Genomic DNA, 20,109 nt, shown 5'->3' on the forward strand with positions numbered 1-20,109 from the left:
ACATCCGGCGAGACGACCGGCACTTGCACAAGGAGGAGATGATGCAAGACGATATCCGCGAGATCGCGGCGACCCACGATGACCGAGAGTGCGGCTGGCGCATTCCGGCGATCCGCAAGGCGCACGAACGGTCGGAGACGTTCGGACTGAACGCGTCGACGCGACCCGACTACGACGTACTCACCGAAGGCGAGTTGCTGCTCAAGCTCGAGCAGAACCGCGTGCTGTGCGCGCACGCGACGCCGGTGATGGAAACGTTGCGCGAGCAGATCGTCAACACACAAAGCATGATCGTGCTGACCGATGCGCAAGGGCTCATTCTCCATTCCACGGGCGATGACGACTTCCTCGCACGCGCCGAAAAAGTGGCGCTCAGGGCCGGCGCGAACTGGGCCGAGGAACGGCAAGGGACCAATGCCATCGGCACGGCGATCGCGGAACGCTCGCCGACTGTCGTGCACGGTGATCAGCACTACCTCGCCGCGAACCGCTTTCTCACCTGCTCGAGCGTGCCGATTCTCGATCCCTATGGCGATCTGATCGGCGTGCTCGACGTCACGGGCGATCATCGCAGCTACCATCGCCATACGATGGCGCTCGCGCGCATGTCCGTGCAGATGATCGAAAACCACCTGTTTTCCAGCACTTTTCAGGGCATGCTACAGATTGCATTTCATAGCCGCCCCGAATTTCTCGGCACCTTGATGGAAGGCATCATGGCCTTCACGTGCGATGGACGCTTTCTTTCGGCCAATCGCAGTGCACAGTTTCAGTTCGGCCTGCCGCTGTCGGCGCTGCGCGCGCATACGCTGTCGTCGCTGTTCGGCCTGACGAGCGCGCAATTGATCGATCGTTCGCATGCGAGCCGCGCGCCACACATTCCGCTCGATCTGAACAACGGCGCCGTCGTGTGCGCCCGCGTGCGGCTGAACCGCGCCCCGTTCGCCGAGGTGACGTCCGCATCCGTCGCGAGCAAGCCAGCGCCGCGCGCATCCGGCGCGATGAATGCATCGTCGAAGCTCGCATCGCTCGACACAGGCGACCCGAGAGTAGCCGCGGTCATAGGCAAGGTGCGCAAGGTCATCGGCAAGGACATTCCGATACTCATCACGGGAGAGACAGGCACCGGCAAAGAGCTGCTTGCGCAAGCCATTCACAGCGATTCGCCGCGCCGCGCCGGGCCGTTCGTCGCGGTGAACTGCGCATCCATTCCCGAGAACCTGATCGAGTCGGAACTCTTCGGTTATGAGGAAGGCGCGTTCACGGGCGCGCGACGCAAAGGCGCCGCGGGCAAGCTGCTGCAGGCCAATGGCGGCACGCTCTTTCTCGATGAAATCGGCGACATGCCCTATCCGCTGCAAGTGCGCCTGCTGCGCGTCTTGCAGGAGCGCGTCGTCGATCCGCTCGGTTCCAGCAAATCGATACCCGTCGACGTGGCCATCATTTGCGCGACGCATCGAAACCTGCGCGAGATGATCGAGCAGAACCGCTTTCGCGAGGATCTGTACTATCGATTGAACGGACTCGTCGTCAAGCTGCCGCCATTGCGGGAGCGCACCGACCTCGCCACCGTGATCACGAAGATGCTGCACGCGGTGAGCGCCGACGAAGCATGCGGCATGCGCTTGTCCATCGACGACGACGTGATGGCGCTGTTCGAGCGCTACGCGTGGCCGGGCAACTTCCGGCAACTCTGCAACCTGTTGCGCACTGCCGCCGCCATGGTTGACGACGACGGCTGCATTCGCCGTGAGCATCTGCCGGAAGACTTCTTCGAGGAACCTCGCGTCCGCGCGCAAGCCATGTCTGATGCATGCGCTCCATCGGCGCTCGCTGCGGGACGCTTGCAGGAAGTCACGGCATCCGTGATCGCGGCAACGCTCGCGCGGCATCGTGGCAATGTATCCGCCGCCGCACGCGCGCTCGGGGTTTCGCGCAACACGATCTATCGCAAGATGCCCGCTTGTTCATCGATGGAGCAATGAGGTGTTCAATGCGGTGTTCCACTTCGATACACCCTTGTCTCGAAGCGCAACAGCGAAGTCACGATATCCGCATAGCATCGAAATAAAACTGAAAGGCCAAAAGCGTGCACATGCACAGTCTTTCATCGAAGGCACGGAGTTTGCATTTTCGACGTCCGATTGCGAAACGGTTCGCGATCCGACTTCGAACATCACCCAAGGAGATGAACATGCAATGGACGACGCCCGCCTTCACCGATCTGCGCTTCGGCTTCGAGATCACGATGTATATCGCGACACGCTGATGCTCCGATGATGGCAAGCCCGGGTCGAGCGAGACCCGGGCCTGCACCCTTCCCTTTCCATTCCACATGAACCCGACGACCGCGCAAGCGGGCGCATCCACGCGTCCGCGCCTGCGTGCGCCATTGAAGCTGCATTGGCATGCGGACATGAGCACATGCGAGCTCGTGCAGCCGCGCGGCAGCATCGAACTGAACCGGAGCGCGGGCGAAATACTCTCGCGCTGCGATGGCACGCGCGAACTCGACGACATCATCGGCGAACTCGAAATGCGCTTCGGCACGGCGGGTCTCGCTGCGGACGTGTATCGCTTCATCGATGAAGCACGCCGTCTCGGCTGGCTCGACTGAACTCGCGTTGTCACATCGGGCAACACGTCGAACGTCCCACTGCTCCACGATGCAACACCCCTGCATGAACAGCGCGCGCCGCTCGCATGCGTGGCTACGTGCATGAGATCCGCATGCAGCAAGGCACGCGCGTACATCGATCATCAATGGCACATGACTTGCCTTGATGACGCCGCAACTGCTTCGCAACGCTATCGAGATTCAAAAAGACGTTGCATCGATAACACTCAGGAGACGACGATGAAGATTCGCTTCAGTCCGGCCATGCGCACCGCGGCCCTTGCAGCAGGCGCCGTTGCTGCATTCAACATAGGGCAGCATCTGGCCATCGCGGCCGACGCAACGCCCGCGCAGTATCCGGACGTCAGCTATGAGCGTCTCACGAGCGCGCAAGACGATCCGGGCTGGCTCACCTACTACCGCACGTATAACGGTCACGGTCATTCGCCGCTCAAGCAGGTCGACACGAGCAACGTGAAGAATCTGAAGCAGGTATGGAGCTACAAGTTTCCCAAGGACTTGCAGCAAGGCTTCGAAGCCACGCCCATCGTCAACGGACGCTTTCTCTTCGTGACGACGCCCAAGGACAACGTCTATGCGTTCGATGCCGCAACGGGCAAGCAACTGTGGAAGTACGAGCCGAATCTCGATGCGAGATCGTTCAAGACCGCGTGTTGCGATGTGGTCAATCGCGGCGTCGCGTTATACGGCAAGAATGTCTATGTCGCGATGCTGAACGGCGAAGTCGCCGCGCTCGACGCGCAAACGGGCGCGCTCGTGTGGAAGAAGGCGATGTTCGATCCGGGCGTCGGCTACGCGTTCTCGCTCGCACCGCTCGCGCTCGATGGCGCGCTCGTCGTCGGCAGCTCGGGCGGCGAATACGGCGCGCGCGGCTTTATCGCAGCGCTCGATCCCAACGACGGCAAGGTGCTGTGGAAACGCTATACCGTGCCGGGCGCGAAGGAACCCGGCGGCAACACATGGCCCGACGGCATGCAGGAACACGGCGGTGCGCCCGCATGGCTCACCGGCACCTACGACGCAGCGAGCAAGACGCTTTATTGGGGCGTCGGCAATCCGGGACCGTGGCTCGCCGATCTCCGTCCCGGCGACAATCTCTATTCCGACTCGCTGCTCGCGCTCGATCCGAAGACCGGCGATCTCAAGTGGCACTATCAATACACGACGCATGACACGTGGGACTACGACGGCGTGAATACGCCCGTTCTCGCGAACATCAAGTATCAGGGCAAGGACTACGACGCGATCATTCACGCGGACCGCAATGGCTTTTTCCATGCTATCGACCGCAGCAACGGCAAGCTGATCTATGCGCGCCCCTTTGTGACCGCGACATCGGTCACGGGCTACTCGGACGATGGCAAGCCGATTCAGGATGCGGCCAAGTATCCGAAGACGGGCACGACCATCGAAACATGTCCGAGCTTCCTCGGCGGCAAGAACTGGTGGTCCGTGTCATACGATCCGCAGACGCATCTCGCGATCGTCCCGGCCTTGCATGCATGCATGTCCTTGTCCGGCAAGTCGGTGAACTACATGGAAGGTCTGCCCTATCTCGGCGAAGGTTTCGAGATCAAGCCCGAGCCGAACAGCAAGGGCTATGGCGAACTGCAGGCCATCGATGTCGATACCGGCAAGAAGGTCTGGAGTCACTGGAGCAAGCTGCCGTGGAACGGCGGTGTCGCGACGACAGCGGGCGGCCTCGCATTTAGCGGCTCGCTCGACGGCCATCTCTATGCGTTCGACGAAAAGACCGGCAAGGTCCTGTGGCAAAGCCCCAAGCTCGCGAGCGGCATCATCGCGCAGCCTTCGGTGTATGAGATCGACGGCAAGGAATACGTCGCCATTCTCGCGGGCTACGGCGGCGCGAACCCGATCTGGGGTGGCCCCATGGCGAAGGCCGCGGACAAGGTGCCCCGCGGCGGCACGCTCTATGTGTTCGCGCTCAATCGCGCCTGACCCATTCTGATCGAACCGCGAGCGCGCATCGTCGCACGCTCGCGGTGTTCATCGACATCACCGGACGCTTCGACATGAATCATTCCTTCGACTCCATTCGCGCGGCTGGCATGCTGGCCGCATGCATCGCGTTCGCGCCATCGGCCTCCGATGCTGCCGTGAAGATCTGCACGTTTCCCGGTAGCCCCTCGGCGGCGCTGGATCGCAGCGTCGCGCAAGCGGTATTCGCGCGCGCCAACATCGCGGCGACGTTCGTATCGCACGGCATCGGCGAAGGCGACGACGACGGCGTGTCGCTCCACGAGCTCGACAAGACGCTCGCCCGCGATTGCGATGTCATCGCGGGCTTTCCGCGCTCCACTGTCGCCGATGCATCGGGCGGCAAGATGCAATTTTCGCGTGGCTATCTTCGGGCGGGCTATGTCAGCATCGAAGCCCCCGGCGCCGAACTGAAGGATGCCGCGAAACGCACGGTCGCCGCGACCTACGCGAGTCCCGCGCAACTGATCGCCGTGCAGCAGCACGACGTGACACTCGATCTGGAAAATACATCGGCATCGACGGTCGAGGCAGTGGCGAACGGACGCGCGCAACGCGCGATCGTGTGGTATCCCGCTGTCGTCGCGTATCGCATCGCGCATCCCGAACATCGCTTCACGGTCGCAACCGCGGATTCGCCCTACGCGGAATGGCATCTGGCATTCGCGTTCGGCGATAGAACCGCGGCGTTGCGCACACGCATCGACGATGCGCTCATATCGATGACCAACGACGGTCGCCTGCAAGCACTCACGAAGCAATGGACGCTGCCCGCGCAGACCGCTTCGGTGTCGCGCTATCTCGACACGCCTTCGACGACACCGTCGACGCACCCCGGCATCATGCTAGCGGATGCGAACGCCGCGCGCGCCGGCCGCTTCATCAAGGTGGCGAATGAAGGAAGCATCGAACCGCCAACGTTCGAGCAGGCGCAAACGACGCATGGGAAGACGCTCTATTCGAGCTCCTGCGCGAAGTGTCACGGCGCACAGCTTCAAGGGGTAACGGCGCCCGCGCTGCAAGGCCCTTCGTTTGCGCCAGCGGCGAACTCGCATCTCACCGTCGGAGGCATCTTCACGTATATGACGACCAACATGCCCGCGGATCGTCCCGGCAAGATGAAAGATCAGGACTACGCCGACATCATGGCCTTCCTGCTGATGTCGAACGGCTACAAGCCAGGCGGCGCGAAAATGACAGCCGACAGCGCGCGCTCGTCGAAACTGCCGCTCAACGCCGGACCGGGCCATTGAGCCCGCCATGCGCACGCCGTTCGCGCGGCCTTGAATACGTCACAACGTGACATATAATCAAGATGTCGCGCGGGCGGATCGACATGGGCCGCAACGCGGCGCAATGCGCAATTCAGCCGGCTCGAACCGGCGGGAGGCCAGCGTCGTGCTCATCAACAACGATTTCGAAATCGGCTATCTTGTCGTGGCTTTTGCTTTGCTCGGCGTCATCCTGATCGGCGCGCTGCTCACGGCGCTGCATCTGGATCGCTGGCATCCGAAGCTCATCAGCGCGGCCATCGGAGCGCTGCTCGGGCTTGCGCTGATCGAAGCGGTGCCGATGCTTACCTGACGACACACCCTGACGTTTCGTCGAGACTTCGGTTCGTCGCGACACACCGGCGGCACACATGCCCGGCCACATCGGGCATCTGTGCCGCCTTGTTTTTCTTCCTCGTACACCTTCCTTCGTGGCGCGCCGCGTGCATTGGCATAATGCTGCACCGGACGCGCGCGCATCGCGTCTTCGCCGTCCATTCCCTTTTGTCACAGACCGAGCCGCATGACAGCCATCACCCGCACTCGACGCCGTGTGCGCGCCTTCTTTGGCGCACCGGAAGCCAGGCGCCTCCTTCGCACACTGATGAGTTGCGCGATCAGTTACGCCGCCGCCCGACTCGCCGCGTTGCCCGAAGGCTATTGGGCGCTCATCACAACCCTTGTCATCGTGACCCAACCGAGCCTCACGCAAGCCGTCGATATCGCGCGCGATCAGATCATCGGCGCATTCATCGGCGCGGTGGTGGGCGTGCTCGGCATTGTCGCGATGGAACGCGGCGCACCGCCGCTCGCGGTTTTCTCGGTCGCACTCGTGCCGCTTGCCGCGTTGAGCGCCAAACGTCCAGCGTTCAGGCTCGCGTGCGTGACGCTCGTGATCGTCGTGCTGATTCCGGCGGGACCGGGCTCGCCTTTCGAGCGGCCCATGCATCGCGTGCTGGAGATCCTGATCGGCGCGGCATCGTCGTTCGTCGTGTCGGCGCTATGGCCGAATCGCGCGCTCACGGCTGCGCATCGCAGCGTCGCCGACACGTTGAAGAGTCTCGGTCAATTGATCGCGCTTTATCTGTCGGGCGAAAAGGACGACGCCCGTGCGACGCGTCTCGAAACGCAAAGCACGGACGCGCAAAGAGCGTTCGACGATGCGTTGAAGGAAGCCGAACGTGAGCACATCATCGTGCTCGTGCAGAATCGCCGCTCGGATGCCATCGACAAGGCCGCGCCTTTTCTGCGGCGCCTGCACAGCGATGTCCTGTTTCTCGCGAAAGCCGTATCGCGCCTCGACCGCGATACCTGCGAGGCCCGGCTCGGCGCCACGGGCCGCGAATTGCAGGCATTGTTCGAGACGCTCGCGAGCGCGCTTGCATCCAACCGTCAGGATGATGCGAAGCTCGCGCGCGCACGCTCCGCGGTGAAAGCGCTCAAGAGCACGCTCGCGGCGCAGGAAGCCGCGCACGGCGCGCAAGAGGTGGCGCAGTTCGTGGTCGGCTTGATCGTCGCGGATCTCGATGCGCTGATCGTCACGATCTATCCGCCGAAAGAGCCATCGGCCTAGCGCGAGAGAACGCGTGCGTCGATCGGCCATATGTCGGTCACGCGTTCGACTCGATAGCACACGTATTCGTCGTAGAGATTCACGGTCGGATCGCAATGGCCCGGCGGCAACAGCAGACGCCTGCCGACGAGATCCGCGAAATCACCTGCGGGATTGCGTTGCGCTTGCAGCATGCCGTGCTCGTCGTTCGCGGAGATATAGGCCAACGCGGGCTCGGCGCTCGCGTCGAGCCAATGCGCGCTGCGCGGCAAGCCCGAATCCACGGCGAGTCCTTTCAGGCCGACATCGCACACGGCCATGCCGGGCCGTGTCGCGCTCATGACCGTCGAGAGCACGAACAAGCTATGACGCCAGCGCAATGCGCCGTCCCAGCCGATGCCGCCGTAATCTCCATCCATGAACAGATACGAGCCGGGCTGCAGCTCGGTGAAGACGCCGCTCGCGGCATCGAATTCGACGGTGCCGGTGCCGCCGCCCGTCACGATGCCGCAGCGCACGCCGCGTGCATCGAGGGCGCGCACGTAACGCGCGGCGATGTCGGCGGCGCGCTTCGCTTCGGCCTTGCGCGCAGCCCAGTCCGCGACGTGCTGGATGCCGCCGTGATAGGCCTGAAGGCCCGCGAAGCGCAGTGCGCTCTGCGCCGCAATGCCGTCGACAAGCGCGAGCAGCGCGTCTTCGTTCGTTACGCCGCAGCGATGTTGACCGGCATCGATCTCCGGCAGCACGTCGATCGTCACGCCCGCGCGCGCCGCCGCGTCGCCGAGCGCCTGAACTTGCGGCAACGCATCCACGCATACCGAGAGCCGCACATGCGACGCCAGTTCGACGGCCATCGCCAGTTTGTCCGCGCCGGCGAACTCGTTGCTGACATGAATGCTCGCGATGCCCGCCGCCGCGAACGGATAGGCCTCGGACAGCTTCTGACAGCACACGCCGACCGCGCCCGCGTCGATCTGACGCTTCGCGATCGCGCTCGACTTGTGCGCCTTCGCATGTGGACGCAACGCGACGCCGTGACGTGCCGCGAACGCCGACATCGCCGAGAGATTGGTGTCGAAGGCGTCGAGATCGATCGTAAGGGAAGGCGTGGCGACGGATGCGAGCGAGTCGCCCACGCGGGCGGCGGGTGGAGGTGCGAGCGTCATGGCGGGTCGGGTCGACGAAATGGGATCAGGCATCGATGATAGCGCTGCATTCTGCATGATGAATGCATAAAACCTTCGGCTCATCCATCGATGTCATGCCGGAATCTCCGTTTCCAGAATCGCGCCTTCGTCCCTGAGCGCCTGAATGCGTGTATCGTCGAAGCCATATTCCTCGAGCACTTCACCCGTGTGCTGCCCGAGCAGCGGCGCGGGACGCGAAGCCTTGGTGCATCCCTCGGAGAAGTGAATCGGCAAGCCGATGCCGCGCGTCGGGCCCGCAAGCGGATGCGTCGTTTCGACGATCATCCCGCGCGCGATCGCCTGCTCGTGCGACGACGCTTCCGGCACGCCCAGCACCGCGCCGCTCGGCAAACCGATCGCGTCGAACGAAACGAGCCACTCCTCGGTCGTGCGTTCGACGAGGCGCGCCGTCAGGATCTCGACGAGCGCTTCGCGATGCTTCAGGCGGCCCGCGTTGGTCTGGAAGCGCTCGTCTTCGGCGAGGCCCGCAATGTTCAGCACGCTGACGAGACGCTCGTAGTTGCTCTGATTCGCCGCGCCGATGTTGACCCAGCCGTCGCGCGTGCGAAACGCCTGATAGGGCGCGCTCGTCGGATTGGCCGAGCCCGCTTTCGGCAACACAGTGCCGTCGGCGAAATAGTTCGCGAACGCCCAGTACATCTGCTGCAGGCCGGCCTCGAAGAGCGACGTGTCGACCATCTGGCCGAGACCCGTCGCCTGCTTTCTCGCATAGGCCGCGCTGATGCCGAGCGCCGCCAGAATGCCGGCGTTGATGTCGGTGACGGGCGAGCCGGCCTTGATCGGCGCCTGTCCCGGCTCGCCGGTCATGCTCATCAAGCCGCTCAGGCCTTGCGCGATGAGATCGAAGCCGCCCTTGTCGGCCATCGGCCCGCTGCGGCCATAGCCTGAAATCGCGCAATAGATGAGGCCGGGGTTGAGCGCCCTGAGCGTGTCGTAACCCATGCCGAGCTTTTCCATCGTGCCGCGCCGATAGTTCTCCGTGACGACGTCCGCGCTCGCCAGCATCCTTGTCAGCACCTCCTTGCCGCCCTCCGTCTTCAGATTGAGAGCGATGCCGCGCTTGTTGCGGTTCACGATCATGAACGACGCGGATTCGCCGCTCGCGAGAATCGGCGCAAAACGGCGGCAATCGTCGCCGTTGGGGATCTTCTCCACCTTGATGACATCGGCGCCCATGTCCGCGAGCATCATGCCGCAGATCGGCCCCGACATGATGTGCGCGAGCTCGATCACGCGCATGCCCGCCAGCGGCCCCGCGCCGGGCGCTACGGCCGGTTTCGTGTCTGCCATGTCAACGTCCCTTGAATTGCGGTTTGGTCTTGTCGAGGAAGGCCCGATAGCCGGTGCGAAAATCCTCGGTGTCGAAGCACGCGAAGCCTTCGTCGCGCTCTTCGTCGGTGAGCGGCGCGGGGTCCATCACGCGGCGCACGAACTGCTTGTGCCAGCGCGCGACGAGCGGCGCGCCGTCCGCGATGCGCCGTGCGGTTTCATAAGCGTGGGCGGTGACTTCCCCGTCCGCGACGACGCGCGTGACAAGCCCTTTCGCGAACGCTTCCCGCGCATCGAAGATGCGTCCTTCGAGAAGAATTTCGAGCGCGGCGGCAGGGCCTGCCAGGCGCACGAGCCCTTCCATTTCCGCGTGCGCCATCACGAGGCCGAGGTTCTTGATGGGCACCCCGAAGCGGCTCGACTCGCCGCAAATGCGCAGGTCGCACATCGCTGCGATCTCCAGACCGCCGCCCACGCAGATGCCGTGAATCATCGCGACGATCGGATGCCGGCACTCGCGCAATGCATGCAAAGTGCGATGCATGATCGCGCCATACGCGCGCGCCTGCTCGACGTTCGAGCGATCCGTGCGAAATTCCCCGATGTCATTGCCCGGCGAGAATGCCTTCTCGCCTGCCCCGCGCAACACGATGCAACGCAACGTGTCGTCGCCGGAAAGGGTCTCGATGGTGTCCCCGAGCGAGCGCCACAACTGCCTGGTCATCGCGTTGAGCTTCTCGGGCCGGTCGATCACGACCGTCGCGATATCGCCGTCGCGCTCGATCAGGATAGATGGTTCCGACACATCGCCTCCTTGGATTGAATGCTGAATGCGTTATTCGATGCGGTCCAATGCATGCAAAATGCATTGAACCGCTGCGCCCGCGACGTCAGACGAATTTGCGCGTGTCCGCCGCGTCGTTCTTTTCCTCTTCGACTTCGAGCGCGCGGTCCGGACGCATCGTGAAAGAGAGGATGATGCCCACCGCCATCAGGATCATCGACACGGTGAACGGCAGGTTCCAGTTGCCCGTGCGGTCGATCAGCCAGCCGCCCACGACCGGGCTGATGATGGCCGCCAGCGCCGAGCCGGAATTCATGATGCCGGAGGCGGTGCCCGAATGCTTCGGCGCGATGTCCATCGGCACGGACCACATCGGACCAATCGTCATTTCGTTGAAGAAGAAGCCGGCTGAGAGACACACCGCCGCGAGCGTGATGGAGATATCGGAGATCAGCATGATCGGCGCGAGCGACAGCAGGGTCAGCAACATGCACACGCCGACCATCACGTTGCGCGCGAGGCGCACGTTGCCGCTCTTTCTCAGGATGCGGTCCGTGAGGGACCCGCCGAGCCAGTCGCCGAGCACGCCTGCGAAGAAAACGCCCGACGCGAACAGCGCCGACTTGCCGAGCTGCATGTGATAGCTGTGCAGGAAGTACTGCGGAATCCAGCCGAGAAAAAGCCACAGCACCCAGCCATAGCAGAAGTACACGGCCGTGACCGGCGCCATGCGGCCGAGCAGCGTGCGCCAGGGCACGGGAGCGCGATGCTTCACGCCCGAGTACGTCGCAAGCGTCGCGCATTCGGTTTCCGTGATGCGCGGATGATCGCGCGGGTTGTCGCGGAAATAGAAGACCCACGCCAGAGCCCACAGGAAACTGATGATCCCGGTGATGATGAACGCGCCGCGCCAGCTCGTCGCAACCATCAACCAGACGATGAGCGGCGGCGCCACGGCATTGCCGATGCGTGATGCTGCATGCGTAATGCCTTGTGCAAAACCGCGCTGATCGGCGGGCATCCAGTTGGACATCGCGCGCGTCGCGGTCGGGAAGGTCGCGCCTTCGCCGAGACCGAGCAGCACCCGCGCAACGATCAGCGACACGAAACCGCCCGCGAGGCCCGTCAGCACCGTGGCGCCCGCCCAGATGATCGCGCAGAGCGTGAGCGTGCGGCGCGGCCCGAAGCGGTCGCCCACCCATCCGCCGATGATCTGAAACACGAGATACGGATAGGCAAATGCGGAAAACACGAAACCGACTTGCGTGTGCGAAAGACCAAGCTCCGCGCCGAATTGGGCCGCCGCGGTGCTGACATTGACCCGGTCGATATAGGTGATGAAATACATCGCGCATAGCAGCAGCAGAACGCGCGTCGTGGCTCGACGGAACATCATCGTCTCCTTGTTGGCCGCGTGCGTGCATCCGACGCCTTCGGATATCGAGCGGCGCCTGATGTCACGGCATGCGGAACTTCGCTTGGGGTACGTCGAATGAGGACTGCGGCTCGATATGAGCGTGCTTATTGCGTTCTGCGGCGCAGCTTGCGAATGCGTGGTTTGCGCGGTGATGTCATGACTCGTCTCCTGATCGCGGCTCGTTGATGTCCGCTCTTTTGCTTCGGTTAATGAAACTCTCGTCTTGCTGTCGTCAATCCATTGCATCGAGCGCCATCGCGAGCACGCGGGCGACATGCAGCGCCTCGCGTTGCGCGCCATCCGCGATCTGATGACGGCAACTCGTGCCGTCCGCCACGATCAACGCGTCGCGCTCGGCGCGCACGGCCGGCAGCAGCGATAGCTCCGCCATCGCCTGCGATGCGTCGTAATGCTCGGCCTCGTAACCAAAGCTGCCCGCCATGCCGCAGCACGACGATTCGATCGTCGAGACATCGAGGCCGGGAATCCAGCCGAGCACTTTCTCGATGGGTCGAACAGCGTCGAATGCCTTCTGATGACAATGTCCATGCAGCAAAGCCTTCGTTCGATCCAGCGCTTTCAGCTTCAGCCGCAAGCGCCCGGCGGCGTCTTCGCGCACGAGAAACTCCTCGAATAGAAACGATGCTTGTGACAACTCGCGCGCGGCATCGCCATAGCCGTATCCGAGAAATTCATCGCGCAACGAAAGCAGACACGACGGTTCCAGACCGACGATCGCCACGCCGCGTTCGACGTAAGGCATGAGCGCATCGAGCGCGCGGCGCGCTTCGGCCTTCGCTTCATCGACGAGACCGGCCGAGAGAAAGGTGCGCCCGCAGCACAGCGGCCGCTCGCCCGCCTTCACGTTCAGATGAACCGTGTAGCCCGCTGCTTCGAGGACTCGCTTCGCGGCGCGCGCGTTCTCCGGCTCCATGTAGTTGTTGAACGTATCGACGAAGAGCACGACCTCGGCAGTTGCCGATGCAAGCGGCTTGGCCGAGGCATTCGCGAGAAACGGTTTCGTGAATCGCGGAAACGCTCTTTGCGGCGCGAGGCCGAGCTTCGTCTTGAGCCAGCGCGCGACGCCCGGCATGTTCGCCTCGAAGGCGTTCGATAGCGCGGGCATGCGGCTCGCATACGGCGCATAGCGCGGCAAGAACGCGATCAGCCGCTCGCGCAGGCGCACGCCATGACGCTGCGTCCAGGCGGCGCGCGCCTCGATCTTGACGCGCGCCATGTCGACGCCCGTCGGACAATCGCGTTTGCAGCCCTTGCATGACACGCACAGGTCGAGCACGTCCTTCACATCCTGACTCGCGAGGCCGTCGTCGCCGAGCTGTCCCGACAATGCGAGCCGTAACGTGTTCGCACGTCCGCGCGTGACATGCTGCTCGTCCTTCGTGATGCGATAGCTCGGACACATCGTGCCCGCATCGAACTTGCGGCAATGGCCGTTGTTGTTGCACATTTCGACCGCTTTCGCGAGTCCGCCTGACAGATCGCCGCCCGATCCCGGCGCGCCCTGCTCGCCCGTCAACGGATCGCGCGTCACATTCCATGCCGACCAGTCGAGACGCGGCGTCAACGCGCGCTCGCGATAAGCAGGCGGAAAGCGGAAGTTGCGCGCATCGTCCATCTTCGGCGGCGCCACGATCCGATCCGGGCTCAGCCGGTTCTCCGGATCGAAGAGCTGCTTGATATCGCGAAACGCCTCGTTGATGCGCGGCCCGTATTGCCACGCGACCCATTCGCCGCGGCACAAACCGTCACCGTGCTCGCCAGAGAATGCGCCCTTGTATTCGCGCACCATCGCCGCGGCCTCTTCCGCGATCGCGCGCATCTTGATGGCTCCGTCGCGACGCATGTCGAGAATCGGCCTCACATGCAACGTGCCGACGCTCGCGTGCGCGTACCACGTTCCTTCGGTTCCATGCTTCCTGAAGACGTCGGTCAAGCGGCTCGTGTACTCGGCGAGATGCTCGAGGGGCACCGCGCAATCCTCGATGAAGGAGACCGGCTTGCCATCGCCCTTCATGCTCATCATGATGTTGAGGCCGGCCTTGCGCACTTCCCACAGCGCCTTTTGCGGACCGGCATCGGGCATCTGCACGACCGAACCCGGCAAGCCGAGGTCGCTCATCAGTTCGACGAGTTGCGCGAGCCTTGCCAATTGCACGCCGCGATCCGCGCCTGCGAACTCGACGAGCAGAACAGCCTCCGGCTCGCCGACAAGGGCCTTTTCGATGACGGGGCGAAACGCGGGATTCGACATCGCGAGGTCGATCATCGTGCGGTCGACCAGTTCCACCGCAACCGGTCCGAGCTTCACGATGTGCTGCGTCATGTCCATCGCATCGTAGAAGCTCGGGAAGTTCACGACGCCGAGCGTCTTGTGCGCGGGCAGCGGCGCGAGCGTCAATGTCAGTTGACGGCTGAACGCGAGGGTCCCTTCGGAACCGACCAGCAGATTTGCGAAATTCGGCTCTCCATCGCCGCTGAAGGCGAGCGGGCTCTGGCAATCGAAGAGATCGAGGTTGTAGCCCGCCACGCGCCGCAGCACCTTCGGAATGCGTTCGCGCATTTCCTGTTGCTCGCGCATCGCGATGTCACGCACGCCATCGACGAGACCGCGGGTGCGCGCATCGTTCATCATCGACGAGAGCTTGCCGAAACGCGCTTCATGCCCATCGGCGAGGACCGCGTCGATCGCGTCGACGTTATGCACCATGATCCCGTATTCCATCGAGCGCGAGCCGCATGAGTTGTTCCCCGCCATGCCGCCTATCGTGCACTGCGCGCTCGTCGATACGTCGACCGGAAACCAGAGACCATGCGGCCTGAGCCAAGCGTTCAGATGATCGAGCACGACGCCCGGTTCGACCGTGACCGTGCGTGCTTCCTTGTCGAAGTGAACGATGTTGTTGAGCCACTTCGTCGTGTCGACGACGAGCGCCTCGCCCACCGTCTGGCCGCACTGGCTCGTGCCAGCGCCGCGTGCGAGCACGCTCGCGCGGCTGTCGCGGGCAATCTGCAACGCGAGGCGCAAATCGTCCTGGTCCTTCGGCACCACGACGCCGATCGGCATGATCTGATAGATCGATGCATCGGTGGCGTAGCGCCCGCGCGATGCGCGATCGAACAGCACGTCGCCCTTCAGTTCGCGCTGCAGACGCACCTGCAGAGGCGTCGGCGCGGACGCGAGCCGCGCGCGTGCGGAAGCGGGCATCAGATGGATCGGCTTGACGAGCCGGTCTGTGGGGGAATTGAGCATCGTCGCTGTCGGTGAGTGCCAGAGCGCCGTATGGTTTCTGGCCTTATGAATGCGTTATTCGAAATGCAATTCGACGGCCGGCAAGCCATCGACACTGCCCACCGCCGCGCCGGGTCCATCGGGAAAGGCGATGCCGGTGTACGAACCCGCCGTGAGCACGGTCCCGCGTTCGACGGCAAGCCCGCGCGATACGCTGTGATTCACTGTCCACGCGAGAAGGCGCCGCGGGTCGCCGGCCGGGTTTGCCGGAACATCCTCGAAAAGCGGTGCATCGTCGAACGTGAATGTCATTGCAGGCGATACGAATGGAAACGCCGCGTCATACGGCACGCCCTCGCCCACGATCAACGCGCCGTGATTCTGCAAGTCGGCGAGTTGCCACGGCTTCTCCACGTCAGGCCACGCGGCGAAGCGGCTCGCCACTACTTCGATCGCCGCGTGCACGGACTCGATCGCGGCGATCACGTCTTCATCGCTGTATGGCCCGCTATGCGGATCGAAACGTCGGCCGAGCCTGAACGCGACTTCGAGTTCGAGCCCGGCCTTGCCGAACGAATGCATCGAAAGGCGCGCGCCGGATCCATGCACGCCGTCAGCGGGGAGCGGTGCGCCCTGAATCGGGCCGTCGTGTGTTTTCGCGCCGACCTTCCATCCGCCGATGTCCGCATTCAACGCGCGCAGTGTCGCTTCCTGCGCGGCGTAGGCTTCGTCAGCGTCCGCCGGGCGCGTGCCTTCGGGCAACGCATCGAGCTTCGCGCGATGCGCGCGCGCCTCGATAAAAAGCCGCGCGAGCGCGTTGGCGTCGAACGCGGCGCTCATGCGGCTGCCTTCAGCGCAGGCTTCGCGACGTGGCTCGTCAGATAGTCCATCGCCGCCGCGACGCCGCTGCCCTTCAACGCGATGCCCGACAGCTTCAGTCCCATCTCGCAACCGGTGAGCGCGGCCATCAGCGTGAGATCGTTGCAGTCGCCGAGATGACCGATGCGGAACATGCGGCCCTTCACCTTGCCGAGCCCCGTGCCGAGCGACATGTCGAAATGCTCGTAGATAAGCTTGCGCACCGCATCGGCATCGACGCCTTCGGGCGTCATCACGCCCGTGAGCACCGGCGAATACACGGCGGGATCGGCGCATTGAATCTCGAGTCCCCATGCGGTGACCGCCGCGCGGCACGCGGCCGCAAGCCTTTGATGACGTGCGAACACGTTGTCGAGTCCTTCGCCGAGAATCATGTCGAGCGCTTCCGAAAGACCGTAGAGCAGGTTCGTGTTCGGCGTGTAGGGCCAGTAGCCCTGCTTGTTCATCTCGATGATGTCGGTCCAGTCCCAGAACGCGCGCGGCAGCGTGGCGTGCGTCGACGCTTCGCGCGCCTTCTCCGATACCGCGTTGAAGCTGATCCCCGGCGGCAGCATCAAGCCCTTCTGCGATCCGGAAACGGTCACGTCCACGCCCCATTCGTCGTGACGATAGTCGGCCGATGCGAGACCCGAGATCGTGTCCACCATCAGCAATGCGGGATGCTTCGCGGCGTCGATGGCGCGTCGCACGGCGGCGATATCCGAGGTCACGCCCGTCGACGTTTCGTTATGGACGACGCACACGGCCTTGATCGTGCGCTGCGCGTCCTCGCGCAGGCGCTTTTCGATCATGTCCGCCTGCACGCCGCGCCGCCAGCCTTCTATGCCCGGCAAACCGAGGAACTCCGGTTTCAACCCGAGGTTCTCGGCCATCTTCTTCCACAGCGTCGCGAAATGACCCGTCTCGAACATCAGCACCGTATCGCCCGGGCTCAGCGAGTTGCAAAGCGCTGCTTCCCATGCGCCCGTGCCCGACGCCGGATAGATCACCACCGGCTGACTCGTCTTGAAGATCTTCTTGATGCCGTCGAGCACCTTGAGACCCAGCGCGCCGAACTCCGGTCCGCGGTGATCGATCGTCGGATAGCTCATCGCACGCAAGATGCGATCTGGCACAGGGCTCGGCCCCGGGATCTGCAGGAAATGGCGGCCAGCAGGATGGAAATCGAGCTTCAACATGGGTCGGCGTCCTCTTAAATGTAATTTTGCATGCAAAATACAATAGCGCAGCGATCGAGGCAGGTAAACGACTTTATAGGCCGAACGGCCTAGGGATAACCCGCTGGCGGTTTTTTCCACTAGCGCTGGGTTAAAATTGCCGCAAACGGAATTCGAGGTATTGAATGCAAAATCCCGATTTACCAGAACTGCACGGCTCGTCCTCGTTGCCGAAGGTCGAACGCCTGCGTCTGCACGACACCGTCGTGGATCACTTGCGCGGCTTCATCGTCGAGGGCCTGCTCGCGCCCGGCGTGAAGCTCAACGAGCGCAAACTGTGCGAGACGCTCGGCATTTCGCGCACGCCGCTGCGCGAAGCGCTGAAGGTGCTCGCCGCCGAAGGGCTGATCGAGATATCGCCGAACCGGGGTGCGTCGGTATCGCAGATGAGCGAATTCGAGATCCGCGAGATGTTCGAATTGATGAGCGGACTGGAGGCGTTTTCCGGCGAACTCGCGTGCGAGCGCATCACACCGCTGGAAATCGCCGAGATCAAGGCGCTGCATTACGCGATGCTCGCCTGTCGCGCGCAGAACGATCTGTCCGGCTACTACAGCCGCAATCAGGCCATTCACGACAAGATCAACGAAGCCGCGCGCAACACGGCCTTGCGTCAGACTTACGTGTCGATCAACCGGCGGCTGATGGCGCTGCGTTTTCGCTCGAACTTCCAGACGCCTAAATGGGACAGCGCCATTCGCGATCACGAAGAAATGATCGAGGCGCTCGAAACACGCGATGGCCGGCGCATGGGCGAGATCCTGCGCAAGCATTTGCTGTCCAAGCGCGATGCGGTGCTCGCCGAGCGCACCCTGACGACGGTGAAACCCGCGACGCCGAAGAAGCGCGCGGCGGACAAGACAACGCCGGATGAGCGCTAGCGAATAGAACGGTCCCTCGATTCCTCCGAAGGTAGGGCACGGTGCCGGCCCACGGTCGCCAGAGCCTTCCATCGGAGGAAACGATGACCAAGATTCGAGGGGCATGCATTGCGATCAGCGCGGCGGTGGTCGTCACGGGATTAGCCTTCTATCACTCGCCGGACTTCGAGGCCGCGCAGGCCGAAATGGACCGACAGACCGTCGACTGCATCGCAAGCGGACTCACGCGTGACGAGAAAAGTCACCTCGCCCGGCTGAGCGCGATGCACGATCGCGAGGGACTGCGTCCCGTCTACACCGATGTTCTCGCGCGCTGCGTGGTACGTTCCGACCAATGGGAACGCAGCGCGCAACTGGTCACGAGCGCGGGCCAGTCTCTTTCTCGGGATCCCGAATTCAGGCAGATGCTGAACGCGAGCACGATGGAGCTGGCGACGCGCCGCTGAACCGGCGACGCATCGTTCAAGCCGTCAATCCGCTGCCCGCGCCGAGCTGAGTCGCGGTGCGCGTGCGCGCCGCATGCGCGCTCAGCACGGCGATTTCATGTTGCGTGTAATGCGTGACTGGCGCAATGGCCGCGAGCGCGGCAGTGATGACGATGGCGATGATGCTGATCGAGATGGCGTTCATGTTCGGCTCCTTTGACTGGCTGATGTCGATTAGCTGCTATCGATGCGAAGCATTGTGGTCGCCGAGAGTTAGCGAGGAATGAGCTTCGCCGCGCGGCGCGATGCTTCGGCCCGCCGGGGTAAGATCGGCATGCATTCCACCATCGCGCACACGGCATTCAAAATGCATTCGACCATCGATACATCGACCGCCACGCTCGAACTGCCCTTCAAGCGGCCGTTCGACTGGACACGCATGCTGAAATTCATCGGTGGCCGCGCGTCGGCGGGCGTGGAGTCAGTCGAGGACGGCGCGTACCGGCGCGCGATCGAATGGCAAGGCGACGACGGCATCGTCGAGGTCAGGCCGCACGAACGCAGGCATCGGCTCATCGTGAAGGTCGAGGGCGCGGTGGCGCGACACGCCGAGGATCTCGCCGCGCCGCTCGCGCGCATGTTCGATCTGCATGCCGATCCGCGCGAGATCGCCCGTTGTCTTGCCGGGGACCCGGTGCTGGCGCCGCTCGTCGAGGCCGCGCCCGGCCTGCGCGTGCCGGGCGCGTGGTCCGGTTTCGAGCTCGTGGTGCGGACCATCGTCGGGCAACAGGTGAGTGTCAAAGGTGCGTCGACGATCATGGGCCGAATCGTGCAGCGCGCGGGCAAGCGGATCGAAGGTCATCCGCACGAGGGCACAGCGTGGCGCTTTCCCACACCGGCCGAGCTCGCCGCCGCCGATCTGGAGAAGATCGGCATGCCGACAAAGCGCATCGAGACCGTGCAGCGTTTCGCGCACGCGGTCGCAACTGGCGCGCTGCCGCTCGATGAGCCGGGCGCCGATCCCGAACGCGTGAAACGCGACATGCTCGCGATGCCCGGCATCGGACCGTGGACCGTCGGCTATGTGGCGATGCGCGCGCTGCGCGATCCCGACGCCTGGCCCGACGCCGATCTCGTCCTCATGCAGGCGATCGCGCGCCGCGACCCATCGCTTGCGAAACCCGCGCAGCAGCGTGCGCGCACCGAGCGCTGGCGTCCGTGGCGCGCGTATGCGGCCATGCATCTGTGGAACGGTGTGGCGATGGAAACCGGACTCGCGCGCGGCGGTTGATACCGCATGCATTCTGCCGCGATCGCATC

Annotated in this window: 18 protein-coding genes; 10 read left to right on the plus strand and 8 right to left on the minus strand. The window is 63.6% G+C overall.

Annotated features, from left to right (window positions below):
• Positions 1–41: 41 nt before the first annotated feature.
• The 7 genes from U4Y90_RS22695 (at position 42) to U4Y90_RS22725 (ending at position 7,480) form a co-directional block, all read left to right on the plus strand.
• Complete coding sequence (locus U4Y90_RS22695; protein WP_321797987.1) at positions 42–1,985, plus strand: sigma-54-dependent Fis family transcriptional regulator; 1,944 nt, start codon at positions 42–44, stop codon at positions 1,983–1,985.
• Positions 1,986–2,194: 209 nt separating this feature from the next.
• The gene (gene pqqA / locus U4Y90_RS22700; RefSeq protein WP_008347847.1) at positions 2,195–2,269 is read left to right on the plus strand and encodes a pyrroloquinoline quinone precursor peptide PqqA; all 75 of its coding nucleotides are present in this window, start codon (positions 2,195–2,197) and stop codon (positions 2,267–2,269) included.
• 66 nt (positions 2,270–2,335) lie between these two features.
• Positions 2,336–2,617, plus strand: a complete 282-nt coding sequence (gene pqqD, locus U4Y90_RS22705; protein ID WP_321797909.1) for a pyrroloquinoline quinone biosynthesis peptide chaperone PqqD — start codon at positions 2,336–2,338, stop codon at positions 2,615–2,617.
• Positions 2,618–2,857: 240 nt separating this feature from the next.
• Complete coding sequence (locus U4Y90_RS22710) at positions 2,858–4,597, plus strand: methanol/ethanol family PQQ-dependent dehydrogenase (protein WP_321797911.1); 1,740 nt, start codon at positions 2,858–2,860, stop codon at positions 4,595–4,597.
• A 74-nt stretch (positions 4,598–4,671) separates the two neighbouring features.
• Entirely contained in the window at positions 4,672–5,889 is a 1,218-nt protein-coding gene (locus U4Y90_RS22715) for a c-type cytochrome (RefSeq protein ID WP_321797912.1), read from the plus strand.
• A gap of 145 nt (positions 5,890–6,034) precedes the next feature.
• Positions 6,035–6,220, plus strand: a complete 186-nt coding sequence (locus U4Y90_RS22720; RefSeq protein WP_321797991.1) for a hypothetical protein — start codon at positions 6,035–6,037, stop codon at positions 6,218–6,220.
• 210 nt (positions 6,221–6,430) lie between these two features.
• Positions 6,431–7,480: an FUSC family protein gene (locus U4Y90_RS22725; protein ID WP_321797914.1), complete on the plus strand. Its 1,050-nt coding sequence runs from the start codon at positions 6,431–6,433 to the stop codon at positions 7,478–7,480.
• Here U4Y90_RS22725 and U4Y90_RS22730 read toward each other — a convergent pair.
• From U4Y90_RS22730 to U4Y90_RS22760, 7 genes are all read right to left on the minus strand, one after another.
• On the minus strand, positions 7,477–8,625 hold the full coding sequence (locus U4Y90_RS22730; RefSeq protein ID WP_321797916.1) for a DSD1 family PLP-dependent enzyme: 1,149 nt from the start codon (positions 8,623–8,625) through the stop codon (positions 7,477–7,479). The two genes, U4Y90_RS22725 and U4Y90_RS22730, sit on opposite strands and share 4 nt — an antisense overlap.
• Positions 8,626–8,718: 93 nt before the next feature.
• Positions 8,719–9,957, minus strand: a complete 1,239-nt coding sequence (locus U4Y90_RS22735) for a CoA transferase (protein ID WP_321797917.1) — start codon at positions 9,955–9,957, stop codon at positions 8,719–8,721.
• A gap of 1 nt (position 9,958) precedes the next feature.
• A complete protein-coding gene (locus U4Y90_RS22740; RefSeq protein WP_321797918.1) occupies positions 9,959–10,741 on the minus strand; it encodes an enoyl-CoA hydratase/isomerase family protein in 783 nt (260 codons plus the stop codon).
• Between the two features lie 85 nt (positions 10,742–10,826).
• On the minus strand, positions 10,827–12,116 hold the full coding sequence (locus U4Y90_RS22745) for an MFS transporter (protein ID WP_321797919.1): 1,290 nt from the start codon (positions 12,114–12,116) through the stop codon (positions 10,827–10,829).
• Between the two features lie 253 nt (positions 12,117–12,369).
• Positions 12,370–15,408, minus strand: coding sequence for an FAD-binding and (Fe-S)-binding domain-containing protein (locus U4Y90_RS22750; RefSeq protein WP_321797921.1), 3,039 nt, complete (start codon positions 15,406–15,408; stop codon positions 12,370–12,372).
• 54 nt (positions 15,409–15,462) lie between these two features.
• Entirely contained in the window at positions 15,463–16,227 is a 765-nt protein-coding gene (locus U4Y90_RS22755; protein WP_321797923.1) for a 2-keto-4-pentenoate hydratase, read from the minus strand.
• Positions 16,224–17,444 carry a pyridoxal-phosphate-dependent aminotransferase family protein gene (locus U4Y90_RS22760; RefSeq protein WP_321797925.1) on the minus strand — a complete coding sequence of 407 codons (1,221 nt, stop codon included), beginning with the start codon at positions 17,442–17,444 and terminating at the stop codon, positions 16,224–16,226. The genes U4Y90_RS22755 and U4Y90_RS22760 overlap by 4 nt, the downstream gene beginning before the upstream one ends.
• A 164-nt stretch (positions 17,445–17,608) precedes the next feature.
• On the opposite strand from U4Y90_RS22760, the gene U4Y90_RS22765 reads away from it, so the two are divergent.
• Positions 17,609–18,364 carry a GntR family transcriptional regulator gene (locus U4Y90_RS22765; protein WP_321797926.1) on the plus strand — a complete coding sequence of 252 codons (756 nt, stop codon included), beginning with the start codon at positions 17,609–17,611 and terminating at the stop codon, positions 18,362–18,364.
• An 83-nt stretch (positions 18,365–18,447) separates the two neighbouring features.
• Positions 18,448–18,810, plus strand: a complete 363-nt coding sequence (locus tag U4Y90_RS22770; RefSeq protein ID WP_321797928.1) for a hypothetical protein — start codon at positions 18,448–18,450, stop codon at positions 18,808–18,810.
• A 16-nt stretch (positions 18,811–18,826) separates the two neighbouring features.
• On the opposite strand, the gene U4Y90_RS22775 is transcribed toward U4Y90_RS22770, so the two are convergent.
• Positions 18,827–18,994, minus strand: a complete 168-nt coding sequence (locus tag U4Y90_RS22775) for a hypothetical protein (RefSeq protein ID WP_321797929.1) — start codon at positions 18,992–18,994, stop codon at positions 18,827–18,829.
• 162 nt (positions 18,995–19,156) lie between these two features.
• On the opposite strand from U4Y90_RS22775, the gene U4Y90_RS22780 reads away from it, so the two are divergent.
• Positions 19,157–20,080, plus strand: a complete 924-nt coding sequence (locus U4Y90_RS22780) for a DNA-3-methyladenine glycosylase family protein (RefSeq protein WP_321797993.1) — start codon at positions 19,157–19,159, stop codon at positions 20,078–20,080.
• Positions 20,081–20,109 lie beyond the last annotated feature (29 nt).

This window comes from Caballeronia sp. J97 (assembly GCF_905220305.1).
Lineage (GTDB): Bacteria > Pseudomonadota > Gammaproteobacteria > Burkholderiales > Burkholderiaceae > Caballeronia.